12 protein-coding genes are annotated in these 13,510 nt (G+C 61.4%); 9 read left to right on the top strand and 3 right to left on the bottom strand.

The window, feature by feature from the left end; all coding sequences use genetic code 11:
* Positions 1–27 precede the first annotated feature (27 nt).
* Together LG281_RS14790 and LG281_RS14785 are read right to left on the bottom strand one after the other, a co-directional pair.
* Complete coding sequence (locus LG281_RS14790) at positions 28–1,017, bottom strand: substrate-binding domain-containing protein (protein ID WP_404401994.1); 990 nt, start codon at positions 1,015–1,017, stop codon at positions 28–30.
* A 34-nt stretch (positions 1,018–1,051) separates the two neighbouring features.
* A complete protein-coding gene (locus LG281_RS14785) occupies positions 1,052–2,032 on the bottom strand; it encodes an NAD-dependent epimerase/dehydratase family protein (RefSeq protein ID WP_404401992.1) in 981 nt (326 codons plus the stop codon).
* Positions 2,033–2,235: 203 nt separating this feature from the next.
* On the opposite strand from LG281_RS14785, the gene LG281_RS14780 reads away from it, so the two are divergent.
* Positions 2,236–3,279, top strand: a complete 1,044-nt coding sequence (locus LG281_RS14780; RefSeq protein WP_404401990.1) for a LacI family DNA-binding transcriptional regulator — start codon at positions 2,236–2,238, stop codon at positions 3,277–3,279.
* Positions 3,280–3,470: 191 nt separating this feature from the next.
* On the opposite strand, the gene LG281_RS14775 is transcribed toward LG281_RS14780, so the two are convergent.
* Entirely contained in the window at positions 3,471–3,914 is a 444-nt protein-coding gene (locus LG281_RS14775) for an Lrp/AsnC family transcriptional regulator (RefSeq protein ID WP_404406765.1), read from the bottom strand.
* A 154-nt stretch (positions 3,915–4,068) separates the two neighbouring features.
* Between LG281_RS14775 and LG281_RS14770 the strand changes: the two genes are divergently transcribed.
* From LG281_RS14770 to LG281_RS14735, 8 genes are read left to right on the top strand one after another with little or no spacing between them, the layout of a single operon-like run.
* Positions 4,069–5,298 (top strand): 3-methyl-2-oxobutanoate dehydrogenase (2-methylpropanoyl-transferring) subunit alpha, encoded by a 1,230-nt coding sequence (locus tag LG281_RS14770; RefSeq protein ID WP_404401988.1) that lies wholly within the window; start codon positions 4,069–4,071, stop codon positions 5,296–5,298.
* A 2-nt stretch (positions 5,299–5,300) separates the two neighbouring features.
* Positions 5,301–6,320 carry an alpha-ketoacid dehydrogenase subunit beta gene (locus LG281_RS14765; RefSeq protein WP_404401986.1) on the top strand — a complete coding sequence of 340 codons (1,020 nt, stop codon included), beginning with the start codon at positions 5,301–5,303 and terminating at the stop codon, positions 6,318–6,320.
* Positions 6,317–7,564: a dihydrolipoamide acetyltransferase family protein gene (locus LG281_RS14760; RefSeq protein WP_404401984.1), complete on the top strand. Its 1,248-nt coding sequence runs from the start codon at positions 6,317–6,319 to the stop codon at positions 7,562–7,564. Before LG281_RS14765 ends, LG281_RS14760 begins: the two co-directional genes overlap by 4 nt.
* Before the next feature lie 10 nt (positions 7,565–7,574).
* Positions 7,575–8,726 (top strand): isovaleryl-CoA dehydrogenase, encoded by a 1,152-nt coding sequence (locus LG281_RS14755; RefSeq protein ID WP_404401982.1) that lies wholly within the window; start codon positions 7,575–7,577, stop codon positions 8,724–8,726.
* Positions 8,723–10,339: a carboxyl transferase domain-containing protein gene (locus tag LG281_RS14750; protein WP_404401980.1), complete on the top strand. Its 1,617-nt coding sequence runs from the start codon at positions 8,723–8,725 to the stop codon at positions 10,337–10,339. The genes LG281_RS14755 and LG281_RS14750 overlap by 4 nt, the downstream gene beginning before the upstream one ends.
* 2 nt (positions 10,340–10,341) lie before the next feature.
* Complete coding sequence (locus tag LG281_RS14745) at positions 10,342–12,201, top strand: acetyl/propionyl/methylcrotonyl-CoA carboxylase subunit alpha (protein ID WP_404401978.1); 1,860 nt, start codon at positions 10,342–10,344, stop codon at positions 12,199–12,201.
* Positions 12,198–12,650: a MaoC family dehydratase gene (locus LG281_RS14740; protein ID WP_404401976.1), complete on the top strand. Its 453-nt coding sequence runs from the start codon at positions 12,198–12,200 to the stop codon at positions 12,648–12,650. The genes LG281_RS14745 and LG281_RS14740 overlap by 4 nt, the downstream gene beginning before the upstream one ends.
* Positions 12,647–13,483 (top strand): HpcH/HpaI aldolase/citrate lyase family protein, encoded by an 837-nt coding sequence (locus LG281_RS14735; protein ID WP_404401974.1) that lies wholly within the window; start codon positions 12,647–12,649, stop codon positions 13,481–13,483. Before LG281_RS14740 ends, LG281_RS14735 begins: the two co-directional genes overlap by 4 nt.
* Positions 13,484–13,510: the final 27 nt, after the last annotated feature.

The raw sequence follows: 13,510 nt of genomic DNA, 5'->3' as shown, positions 1-13,510 counted from the left end.
GGCGCCTTCTTGTGCATGTCTGGGAGATCAGTTGTCCGCGCAGAAGCCCGGATCTTCCTGATTGCAAATGTCTAACCCGGTATAGAGCGGATCTTCGACCTCTTCCCCGTTGATGAGCTGAATCATGACGTCGGGCGCGCGTAGGCCCATCTCAAATGGCCGCTGCCCGACCTGAACATGGCTCCGCCCATCGCGGAAAGCCTGGGTCTGCGGCGGCAGCGTGTCGCCGGCAACGATAATCAACTCCTGAGACTCCAGCTTGTCCATCACCTGGTCGGTGACCTGCGTATAAGCCTGGGGTGCGAACTGCGCCCAGCCACCGACAAGAATGAACGCATCGAGGTCCGGATTTGCGGTGAAGATATCCGCCATCTGCTGGTTGGCGAGGTCCGCCTGGTCGTTCGTGAAGACAGGGCAACCCTCGATCTCCGTCCAGCCGTTCTGCCCGGTCAGCCGGTCGACACCATCCTCTCCGGCAATGGTGTCACGGAAGCCCTGGGCGCGGGCATTGATGTTGTCCGCCGCCACATTGCCGAGTTGCAGACACACCGTGCCACCTTCCGGCTTCAGCTTCATCGCCTCCTCGGCCATCTTGACGCCCATGAGGTAATTGTCCGTCCCGAGATAGGTCTCCCGCAGGTCGCGGTCTTCGGCAAGGAAATCGGCGTCAATGGTCATAACCGGCACATCGGGATCGATCTGCCGGATACGGTTCGCCATTGCCGGCGCGTTCGACGGAGAGATTGCAATCGCCGCCACACCTCGGGTCAGGAGATCGTCCACGATCTGGACTTCGCCAGCCTCATCGGCGCTCGATGCAGGGCCGGTATAAAGGCACTCATATTCTGAGTCCGGATTGTTCGCTATCCACTCCTGGCAACCCAGATTGATCTGCTCGAAGAAGGGATTGTCCAGGCCCTTGACGACGATCGCCAGGGTTTCCTTTTCCTGTGCGCCGACACCTCCCGCAACAAGAGCGAGCGCCGACGCCAAAGTCAGCATTTGAATGGATTTCATGGTATCCTCCCTTTGTTTCCTGGCCCGGCGTCCTCTACCCCGGGTACCAGATTTTTCGAGGATCGCCGGGATCCCGCATATAGGTCCAGGCTCGCTCTATGAGCGCCTCGAAATCGTTTTCCGGCCGCCATCCTAGCACAAGTCGTGCCTTGGAATTACCCAGCCAGTTACTATGGAACGGAGTCTGTATCTCTACAGCCTCGATGTTCCGGGTCCGCGCAAGGTAGTCGGCGACCACGGCGTAATCGACAGGCTCGTTCATCGCGATGTTGAACAGGTTTTGCTCCGCCGCCGGATTGCCGAGCGCCGCGAAAATGGCTGAAACAAGGTCGTCCACGTGTATGAAGCTCCGTTTCAGCGGCACCCCTGTTGCGCCCAGCATCAGAGGAACGACGCCCCTCGCCGCAAAGTCCGCTTCTTCTTCAGCCGAAATCAAGGCCGACCAGGGCGGGCCGCCGAACTGATCGGAGCCGAACGTCAAGGCGAACTTGAAATCGTCCTTTTCCATAATCCACGGTGCACGCAAGACGGTACCACGCAATCCGTACTGCACCTGATATTGCTCGATCATGACCTCCTCAAGGACCTTGGTGAGCGCATAGCAACCCGGATAGGCCATGCGAGGCGATACCTCGGTGATAGGCTCGGGATAGCGATGGAAGATGCGCCCAACCGTACAGTCTCCGCTGATGAGGACGAACTGACGCAATGTCGGAGATCGACGCGCCTCCTCGAGCAGGAGAAACATGCCCTTGACAGCCACGTCGATAGCAAGATCGGGACTTTCCTTGACGGCTGCCATATGCAGCACGTGCGTTACGCCTTCCATTGCCCGCTGGACGAGCGCGGCATCAGCCAGCGATCCGGAAATCGTGCGGACATGGCCGGTCTCTTCGACCTTCCGATTGTGGCATAGCGCCACAACCTCCCAGTCGGCATACGCCTCCTGCGAACGCAAACGGGCAAGGAAATTCTGCCCGACCTTCCCAGCCGCTCCGGTGACCAAGAGCTTCATAATCATCCCCTCTATCGAAAATCAATAATATTTAGTAATAGAAATTCGTCAAGCTGTGCTTGCTGATACAGAAGGCCTTGCGCTGCCGCCTGTTCGGATCCTGGTAGGTAAATACAGTTGACGTTTGCAATCTGGCCGATTTGCCGCTAGCCAGCAGCAAAAGAGCAAGCCGTTCGGGGAACTCGCGAGGTCAAAAAAGGTCGATGGCGGAAAACAAGGGACATGGCGGCCGCGGCCGGCCGACAATGATGGATGTCGCCGCAATGGCGGGCGTCTCGCAAGCGACGGTCTCGCTCGTCCTTAACGGAAGCCCCGGCGCCAAATTGACAGATACCACACGCCGTCGCGTTCTGGATGCCGCGCAGAAGCTGGGCTACCAGTTCGTGCGCAGAGGATCGCGCAGCGCCCCCGGTGGACAATCGACCATCGTGTTCATCGCGGACGAGGTGACAACCGATCCCTGGATGGCGCTCGCCTTCGAAGGGGCCCGCGACAAGGCGCTCGAGTTCGGTATCAATATCTGCCTGGAGCTTAGCCACGGGGACGCAGACATGGAAACGGCCGTCGTCAACCAGATGGGAGAGCTCCCAACGCTCGGTTTCATCTACGGCACGATCCTGACACGGCTGGTGGAACTCCCGCCGGCGCTCGCCAGCGACCGCACAGTGCTGGTGAACTGCTACGACGCCCAGCGCGCCTACCCGTCCGTGCTCCCGGGCGATCTTTTAGGCGGCCGGACCGCGACCGAAAGATTGCTTCAAGCAGGCCGCAAGCGCATTGGCTTCATCAACGGCCAGCACGGCGTCGACGCCGCCCGCGACCGCCTCAAGGGGTACAAACAAGCCTTGGCGAGCAACGACATCCCCTTCGACGCCGATCTGGTACGCCCTGGCAACTGGGAACCGACGGCTGGCTACGAAATGACCCACGAATTAATGGCAATGGACAACCCGCCCGACGCGATCTTCTGCGCCAACGACATGATGGCGCTAGGGTGCTACGAGGCTCTGGCAGAACTGGGATTGAAAGTGCCTGACGACGTCGCGGTGATCGGCTTTGACGACCGCGAGATTTCCCAACATATGCACCCGCCTTTGACGACCCTTATCCTTCCGCACTACGAAATGGGACAGATCGCCGCCGAACTGCTGATCGACGGTGCCGGAGGCCTTTACGCCAAGCCCAACCGGATCAAGGTCGAGTGCGAACTTGTCGAAAGGCAATCGGTAGAGAGATCCCCCTCATAGCGCTTCGCCGTGCCAACGAAACGCGGGTTAGAGGCTGACCCAAAAGTCCGACGGGTCGGCTTGGCGGGTCTTTGTTGGCCGGAATTGAAGGGGAATTTTAGCCAATATGCATAATATTGCCCAAAATTCCCCTTCAATTCCAACCAAAAATCCCTCGCCAATCCTCAACCGCGGACTTTTGGGTCAGCCTCTTAAACCGGCAGTTGTGTCGTGAGCTTGATGCACTTGAGTGCAAAATGGGAGTTGATCGCAACGACACCGGGCAGATGCAGGAGTTTGCGCTTCAGGAGCCGCTCATATTCGTCAATAGAGCGAACCTGAGCGCGAACCACATAGTCGGTTTCCCCGCTCATTGAAAAGCACTCGATCACCTCGGGAAATTCCGCGACTTCGCGCTCGAATGCTTCCAGCGTGTCCTCGTCATGCTGTTTGAGCTTAATGTTGGCGAACACGGTAATGCTAAGGCCGAGCTTGTCGGGGTCAAGGATCGCAACGCGTTCGCGGATCACGCCGTCGGCTTCGAGTTTTTTCAAACGGCGCCAGAACGGGGTATGGGACAGCCCCACCCTGTCCGCCATATCGGCGATCGAGATGCTACTGTCGCTCTGCACCACTCTTAGGATCTTCCGATCCATATCGTCCAAAATTAAATCTCCTCAATAAAGTAGTATCCATAGGATAAAATTACTACAATTAGCGCTGACTTGCAAGTTTTCAGGTTAAGTACTCCTCTCATGTTAGATGTATCATTCAATGTGTCGGAATGGTGCAATCTGGGAGGAGAGCAGCATGTCCAATAGGCCACCGCTTAGCCTGCACATACCCGAGCCCTTCGCTCGCCCGGGCGACAAGCCAGATTTTTCTCATCTTCGGCTTCCGGACGCAGGGGAAACCCGAAGACCCGATATTGCCGATCCTGAGGGCGGCATGCACGATCTGCCATATGGCCTCATCCGTGTACTCGATGAGAAGCACCATGCGGTTGGCCCGTGGGATCCGCGCATTTCACCGGACCTTTTGAAGCAGGGGCTGCGCGCCATGCTTCTGACCCGCATCTTCGATGACCGCATGTTCCGCGCGCACCGGCAGGGCAAGACCAGCTTCTATATGAGGTCGCTGGGCGAGGAGGCGATCGGCGCCGCGCAAGCGCTCGTCATGGGCCGGGAGGATATGTGCTTTCCCACCTACCGGATGCTCTCATGGCTGATGGCGCGCGATTACCCGCTACTCGACCTTTGCAATCAGATCTATTCCAATGAGCGCGATCCGTTACGCGGGCGGCAACTGCCGATCCTTTATTCGGCGCGCGAATACGGCTTTTATTCGCTCTCGGGCAATGTCGGTTCGCGCTTCGGCCACGCTGTCGGCTGGGCCATGGCCTCAGCCTTCAAGGGCGATGACAAGATTGCCATCGGTCACGTCGGCGAGGGCACCACGGCGGAAGGCGATTTCCACGAGGCGCTGACGTTTGCGTCGGTCTACCACGCCCCGGTTATCCTGTGCGTCACCAACAACCAGTGGGCAATTTCCAGCTTTTCCGGCATCGCTGGCGGAAACGAGACGACCTTTGCGGCAAAGGCAATCGCCTATGGCATTCCGGGGCTACGCGTGGACGGCAACGATTTTCTTGCCATCTATGCCGCTACCGAATGGGCAGCCGAGCGCGCCCGCACCAACAATGGCCCCACACTCATCGAGTTGTTCACCTATCGCGCTGCCGGCCATTCGACCAGCGACGACCCCACGCGCTACAGGCCTGACGAAGAGGCGAGCCTCTGGCCCCTGGGCGATCCGCTCGACCGCCTCAAGAACCATCTCATCGCGCTCAACGAGTGGTCGGACGAGAAGCATGAGGCGCTGACCGCCGAACTCACCGAGGCCATCAAGGCAGCCTCCAAGCAGGCTGAGGGCGTCGGGACGCTTGGCACATCCAAGCCCAATGTGCGCGAAATGTTCGAAGAGGTGTTCCACGAGCCCGACTGGCGCATCCTCGAGCAACGCCGTGAGGCAGGGGTCTAACCATGCCGCGCATGAACATGATCCAAGCGCTCAATTCCGCTCTCGACGTCAAGCTCGCGACCGATCCCGATACGCTGATTTTCGGTGAGGACGTGGGCTATTTCGGCGGCGTATTCCGCGTCACGGAGGGCTTGCAGCAAAAACACGGGCTGACCCGCTGCTTTGACACGCCGATCTCGGAAGGCGGTATTGTCGCGACCGCAATCGGCATGGGCGCGTACGGCCTACGGCCTATTATCGAAATCCAGTTCGCGGACTACATCCTCCCTGCCTACGATCAGCTCGTTTCGGAAGCCGCACGGCTGCGCTACCGCTCGAATGGGGAATTCTGGTGCCCGATCACGGTGCGCTCGCCCTATGGCGGCGGCATCTTTGGCGGGCAGACCCACTCACAAAGTCCCGAGGCGATCTTTGCCCACGTCACGGGGTTAAAGACCGTCATTCCCTCCACCCCCTACGACGCCAAGGGCCTGCTGCTCGCTTCGATCGAGGAGGACGATCCGGTGATCTTTCTTGAGCCCAAGCGTATCTATAACGGCCCCTTCGATGGCCACTATGACAAGCCGCTTAAGACTTGGGCCGAGCATCCGGCCGGCGAGGTTCCCGCCGGGCATTACACCGTCCCGCTGGGGTCGGCCGCCATCGTGCGCTCCGGCAAGGAGGTGACCGTGCTCGCCTATGGCACGATGGTGCACGTCTCGGCAGCGGCCATCAAGGAAACCGGGGTCGATGCCGAACTCATCGACCTGCGCTCCATCGTGCCGCTCGATATCGATACCGTCGTGGCGTCTGTCAAAAAGACCGGACGCTGCGTGATCGTCCACGAAGCCTCGCGCTATGGCGGTTTCGGTGGCGAATTGTCCGCCTTGATCCAGGAGCGGTGCTTTTATCATCTGCAAGCGCCCGTCGAACGCGTGTGCGGCTGGGATACGCCGTATCCGCACGCCTTTGAATGGGACTATTTCCCCGGCCCCATGCGGGTGGGCAAGGCGCTGAAGCATTGTGTGGAGGCCGTGGCATGAAGACCTTTTCATTCCGCCTGCCCGATATTGGAGAGGGGGTGGCCGAGGCTGAGATCACCGGCTGGCACGTCAAACCCGGAGACAAGGTCGAAGAAGACCAGTCCCTTGTCGACGTCATGACGGACAAGGCGACAATCGATATGACCTCGCCGGTATCGGGAACAGTGCTGGCCGTTTACGGCGAACCCGGCGACAAGGTCGCTGTCGGTTCGGTCCTCGTGGATCTGGAAATCGAAGGCGAAGCGGAGGTTTCGCAAGAACCGGTCGAGGGGCCGCCTGCAGCCGCTGAGGAGGAGCCGGGTGAAATCCCCGCAGACACGCCGGTCGCCGAGCCGACGGTTCAGGCTGAGGCGGGCGAACAGGCGCCACCCAGTCCCATTCTTGCCTCACCCGCCACCCGCCGCCGCGCGGAGGATCTCAAGATCGACCTCGCGGACGTGACGGGCACGGGTCCTGAGGGCCGCGTTACCGATGCCGATCTCGATGCCTACCTCAAGGACCGCGCTCCGGCGCCGGTCGCACGCGAGCGGCACGGGGTCCGTGAGATCCGCATTATCGGCCTGCGCCGCCGGATTGCCGAGAAGATGGAAATTTCGGCCCGCCGCATTCCGCATTTCTCGTATGTCGAAGACTGCGACATGACGGCCCTCGAGGGACTGCGCCGCGAGATCAACGCCGCGCGTCAGGGCGCCCAACCTAAATTGACGCTGTTGCCATTCTTCATGCGCGCCCTGGCGCAGCTTCTGCCCGAATTCCCGTACGTCAACGCCCATTACGACGATGAAGCCGGCATTCTGTATGAACATGAAGCCATCCATATCGGTATCGCCACCCAGACTGCGGACGGGCTGGTGGTGCCGGTCGTCCGCCATGTCGAGGCCCTCGATATCTGGGATTGCGCCCGCGAGATGAGCCGGGTCACCAACGCCGCCCGCGAGGGCGCCGCGTCGCGCGAGGAGCTTTCCGGCTCGACGATAACCCTCACAAGCCTCGGCGCGCTCGGAGGCGTTGCCGCGACGCCGATCATCAACCATCCCGAGGTCGCTGTCATAGGGCCGAACAAGCTCATGGGCCGTCCGGTGGTCGTCAACAACCACGTCACGATCCGTACCATGATGAATCTTTCGTCCTCGTTCGATCACCGGATCGTCGATGGCTATGATGCGGCCAAGTTCATCCAGCGTTTCAAGCGCCTCCTGGAAAACCCCGCGCTGATTTTCATCGAACCGCGGACATGGACCTGAGGAGATGCCAATGACGACCCTGGACTTCACCCTCGGCGAAATGGCCGACGCCATCCGCGAAACAACCGCCCGCTTCGCCGCCGACCGCATCGCCCCGCGTGCCGCCGAAATCGATGAGACCAACACCTTCCCGCTCGATCTCTGGCCAGAGATGGGGGCATTGGGGCTGCACGGCATTACCGTCGAGGAGGAGTTCGGCGGGCTGGGCCTTGGCTATCTCGAACACTGCGTGGCGATGGAAGAAGTCAGCCGTGCCTCGGCTTCGGTGGGGCTGTCTTACGGCGCTCATTCCAATCTTGCGGTCAACCAGATCAGGCGCTGGGGCACAGACGAACAGAAACGCAAATACCTGCCGAAGCTCATTTCCGGCGAACACCTCGGCGCGCTCGCTATGTCGGAAGCCGGTTCGGGATCGGACGTCGTTTCGATGAACCTGCGCGCCGATGACAACGGCGATCATTACCTCTTCAACGGCACGAAATTCTGGATCACCAACGCACCTAAAGCCGATGTGCTGGTGGTTTACGCCAAGACCGACCCGAAAGCCGGCCCTCAGGGCATAACCGCCTTTATCATCGAAAGAGGCTTTGAGGGCTTTTCCGTTTCCCCCAAGCTCGACAAGATGGGGATGCGCGGCTCGGATACCGCCGAGTTGGTATTCAAGGACTGCAAGGTGCCCACCGAGAACGTTATGGGCGCTGTTGGGGAGGGGGTGAAAATCCTGATGTCGGGGCTCGACTACGAACGGGTCGTTCTTGCCGCCGGGCCGTTAGGCATCATGCAGGCGTGCCTCGATGCGGTCTTGCCCTATGTCCGCGAACGAAAACAGTTCGGCAGGCCCATCGGTGACTTTCAGCTCATGCAGGCCAAGGTCGCGGATATGTACGTCGCGCTCAACTCGGCCCGCGCTTATGTCTACGCCGTGGCCAAGGCGTGTGACGCGGGGCGCACAACACGGTTCGATGCCGCGGGCGCCATCCTGCTTGCCTCGGAAAATGCGGTAAAAGTCTCCCTCGAAGCCGTGCAGGCGCTCGGCGGTGCCGGGTACACCAAGGAGTGGCCGGTCGAACGCTACGTCCGCGACGCCAAACTCTACGACATCGGCGCGGGCACCAACGAGATCAGACGCTTCCTTATCGGGCGGGAGCTGATCGGGGCATGACCGCGCCAGTTCTTCCCGCGTCCGCCAATCGCGCCGACCCCGGCTTCATCGCCAACGTGGACAAGAACCGCGCATTGGCCGAAGAGCTCCGGCAACGCGTTGCAGAAGCCGCCATCGGCGGTCCTGAGGCCGCCCGCGAGCGCCATGTTGGACGCGGCAAGATGCTCCCGCGCCAGCGCGTCGAGACCCTCCTCGATGCAGGTTCGCCATTCCTCGAAATCGGGCAACTTGCAGCCTATGGCCTCTATGGCGGCGAGGCCCCCGGCGCGGGGCTGATCGCCGGCATTGGCCGCGTCTCCGGACGTCTGACCATGATCGTTGCGAACGATCCGACCGTCAAAGGCGGCGCCTATTTCCCGCTCACGGTTAAAAAGCACCTCCGCGCGCAGGAGATCGCGCTGGAAAACCATCTCCCCTGCATCTATCTCGTCGATTCCGGAGGCGCGAACCTGCCCTATCAGGCCGAGGTCTTTCCCGACCGCGACCATTTCGGCCGCATCTTTTTCAATCAGGCCCAGATGTCCGCCAGGGGCATCCCGCAGATCGCCTGCGTCATGGGCGCCTGTACCGCGGGCGGCGCCTATGTACCCGCCATGTCCGACGAAACGGTGATCGTCCGCAATCAGGGCACGATTTTTCTGGCGGGCCCGCCGCTCGTCAAAGCGGCAACGGGCGAAATCATCTCGGCGGAGGAACTGGGCGGCGCCGAAACCCACGGCAAGCGGTCCGGCGTCGTCGATCACATCGCGGATAACGACGCCCATGCCCTCACTATCGTCCGCGATATCGTCTCAACGCTCAAACCCGATCTCGCCCCCGAAACAACGCTGGACGATATCGATGCGCCATTGGCGGAGATGGACGACCTTCTCGGTCACATCCCGCAGGACGTGCGGGCGCCGTACGAGGTCCGCGAAGTGATCGCCCGCCTCGTCGATGGCTCCCGTTTTCACGAGTTCAAGGCCGGGTATGGCGCGACGCTCGTCTGCGGCTTCGCCCAAATCTGGGGCACGCGCGTCGCCATCCTCGCCAACAATGGCGTGCTCTTTTCCGAAAGCGCCCTAAAGGGCGCGCACTTTATCGAACTGGCCTGCCAGCGCGGCATCCCGTTACTGTTCCTGCAGAACATTTCCGGCTTCATGGTTGGCGGCAAATACGAGGCGGGCGGCATCGCCAAGGACGGCGCCAAGCTCGTCACCGCCGTTGCGACCGCCAACGTTCCCAAGATCACCGTCATCATCGGCGGCAGCTTCGGGGCGGGCAATTACGGCATGTGCGGACGCGCCTATTCCCCGCGCTTCCTGTTCACCTGGCCCAATGCGCGCATTTCAGTGATGGGCGGCGAACAGGCCGCTTCCGTGCTGGCGACCGTGCGCCGCGACGCGCTCGAAGCGCGGGGTGAAAGCTGGAGCACGGAAGACGAGGACGCCTTCAAGGCACCTATTCGCGCCCGCTATGAGGAGGAGGGCAGCCCCTATTATGCCACCGCGCGGTTGTGGGACGACGGTATCATCGATCCCCTGCAAACGCGCGACATCCTTGGTCTTGCGTTCCGCGTAACGCTGAATGCGCCGATACCCGAGCGGGCGCAGTTCGGCGTCTTCAGGATGTAGCCATGTTTGCGTCCTTGCTCATTGCCAATAGAGGCGAAATCGCCTGCCGCGTCATGCGCACGGCGCGGCGCATGGGGCTCAGGACGGTTGCGGTCTATTCCGATGCCGATGCGCGTGCGATGCACGTCGCTATGGCTGACAAAGCCGTTCGCATCGGCCCGTCTCCCGCGCGCGAAAGCTACCTTCGCGGCGACCGCATCATCCAAGCGGCACGCGAGAGCGGCGCGGAGGCTATCCATCCCGGCTTCGGGTTCCTCTCGGAAAACGCAGCGTTTGCCCAATACGTCCTCGATGCAGGCCTTGTCTGGATAGGGCCAAGCCCGGCATCGATCCGTGCCATGGGGCTCAAGGACGCCGCCAAAAGGCTGATGGCCGAGGCCGGCGTCCCGGTCACGCCCGGATATCTGGGCGAAGATCAGTCCCCCGAGCGCCTTTCGCGCGAGGCCGACACGATCGGCTATCCTGTGCTCATCAAGGCGGTCGCGGGTGGCGGCGGCAAGGGTATGCGCCGGGTCGAGCGGCAGCAAGACTTTGCAGCCGGGCTGGAAAGCTGCCAGCGCGAGGCCGTCTCCGCGTTCGGTGACCCACGGGTTCTGATCGAGAAATATGTGCCCAGGCCCCGCCATATCGAGGTGCAGGTCTTTGGCGACACGCACGGCAATATCGTGCATCTGTTCGAGCGCGACTGCTCCATCCAGCGTCGTCATCAAAAGGTGATCGAAGAAGCCCCCGCACCGGGAATGGACGCGGCAACCCGCGCGGAAATCTGTGCTGCCGCCGTCCGCGCAGCCAAAGCCGTGGATTACGTTGGGGCGGGAACCATCGAATTCATCGCCGACGCTTCAGAGGGGCTGCGATCTGATCGGATATGGTTCATGGAAATGAACACTCGCCTGCAGGTCGAGCATCCCGTCACCGAGGACATCACCGGGGTCGATCTCGTCGAATGGCAACTGCGCGTCGCCGCGGGCGAAAAGCTCCCAAAATCGCAGGACCAACTCGCCATCAAGGGTTGGGCCACGGAAGCCCGCCTCTATGCCGAGGATCCGTCGCAGGATTTCCTGCCGTCCACTGGCCGTTTGGAGCGCTTCGCATTGCCTCAGGGCGTGCGCATCGAGACCGGCGTCCGCGAGGGCGATGCTGTGACACCCTTTTATGACCCCATGATCGCAAAGCTGATCGCCCATGGCGACACGCGCGATGCGGCGATCACGAGGCTCCGCGCCGGTTGTGCCGGCGCTTCGGTCTACCCCGTTTCCACCAATGCCGGCTTCCTCGTTCGCGTGCTGGACAGCGCCGCCTTCCGCACGGGCGATGTGGATACCGGCCTCATTGACCGCGCTGGCGAAACGCTCACGGCGCCGCCCGCCCCGTCAGAAGCGGCCCGTTCCGCCGCCGCGAGGGCCATGCTGCCCAGGTCCAACGATGCGTGGGGATCGCTCGTCGGGTTCCGTATGAACGCGCCGGCGGTGGACGAGATACGGATGCGTTTTGGCAATGAAACCGTAACAGGGAATGTCCGAACCGTTCATGACCTCGATCCGATCCGGTATCGGGACGGCGTTCTTGTAACGGAAAACGGCGAGACATGGCGCTTTACGCCCGATCGCACCGAGGCCGCGCATGCTGGCGCGGCTGGCAATGGCGCCATTGCCGCTCCGATCCCGGGTCAGGTCACGGCACTCTCCGTCGAGGAAGGCCAGAATGTCGAACAGGGACAGCCGCTGCTGGTGCTTGAGGCGATGAAGATGGAATATACCCTCAAGGCACCTTTCGGCGGGCGCGTTGCGCTCGATACGGTACTCGGGGCGCAGGTCGAGGAAGGGGCAATCCTCGTGCGGATCGAAGGGGAGGAACCATGAGCGGACGCTGGTTCGAGGATTGGAGCATAGGAGATACGGTTGTTCACGCCATCCGCCGCACTGTGACGGAGACGGACAACCTCTTGATCTCAACGCTCACACACAATCCCCAGCCGCTGCATCTTGATGCCGAATACGCGGCGAAAACCGAGTTCGGCAAGATCGTCGTCAACGGCACCTTCACCTTTGCGCTGATGATCGGTCTGACGGTCGAAGACACCACGCTTGGCACCCTCGTTGCCAATCTCGGCTATGACAAGGTGCGCATGCCCAAACCGGTCTTCATCGGCGATACGCTGCGTGCCGAAACAGAAATCGTCGACGTGAGGGCCTCTGAAAGCCGTCCAAACGCCGGGATCGTCACGTTTGCCCATCGCGCAAGAAATCAACATGGCGAGGTGGTTTGCGAATGCCTGCGGATGGCCCTTGTCAGGAGGCGAGAGCCATGAGACTGCGCTCGCTCCTCTTCGTGCCCGGAGACCGGCCGGATCGCATGCACAAAGCGATAGCGAGCGGCGCGGACGCGGTCATTCTTGACCTTGAGGATTCCGTCGCGCTCGAACGCAAACCCTGGGCGCGAAAGGATGTCACGGCGTTCCTTGCCGAGACCGGGCGCGACGTACCTGTCTTCGTACGGATCAACCCTTTAGGGTCACCTTTCGTGCGCGACGATATCAATGCGCTGCTGTCCGCAAAGCCGGACGGCATTGTACTGCCCAAGGCGGAGGGGGCGGCATCGGTGCTGGACCTTGCAACGATGCTTGGACTTGCCGATATCAAAATCCTCCCCATTGCGACGGAGACGCCCAAATCCATCTTCGCGCTCGACACGTTCGATCAGGTTGCCGAGCGGCTGGCTGGCATTACCTGGGGTGCCGAGGACCTTTCCGCCGCCGTCGGTGCCGCAACGGCGCGCGAAGCGGACGGACGCTTCACGCCGCCATATGAAATGGTTCGCAGCCTTTCATTGTTCGCCGCAAGCGCCGCCGACGTGCCCGCGATAGAAACCGTTTATCCGGACATCACCGACAGTGAGGGTCTTGCCGCCTATGCGGCACGTGGCCGCCGCGACGGGTTTGCCGCGATGATGGCCATTCACCCCTCACAGGTGCCGATCATCAACGCGGCCTTCACCCCCAGCGCGCACGAGATTGCGCACGCACGCGTCATCGTCGAAGCCTTTGCGGCGAACCCTGGAGCCGGCGTCCTGCAGATCGAGGGAAGGATGGTGGATCTGCCCCATCTCAAAGCAGCGCGGAAATTGCTGGGCAGCGTGGAATAGAACCATCCTCCCCCGAGCGGCGAGATA

The sequence above is a fragment of the Pelagibacterium halotolerans genome (assembly GCF_044811015.1).
GTDB lineage: Bacteria > Pseudomonadota > Alphaproteobacteria > Rhizobiales > Devosiaceae > Pelagibacterium > Pelagibacterium halotolerans_A.
Note: the sequence above shows the minus strand (reverse complement) of the source record. Positions and strands in the feature narration are given on the sequence as shown.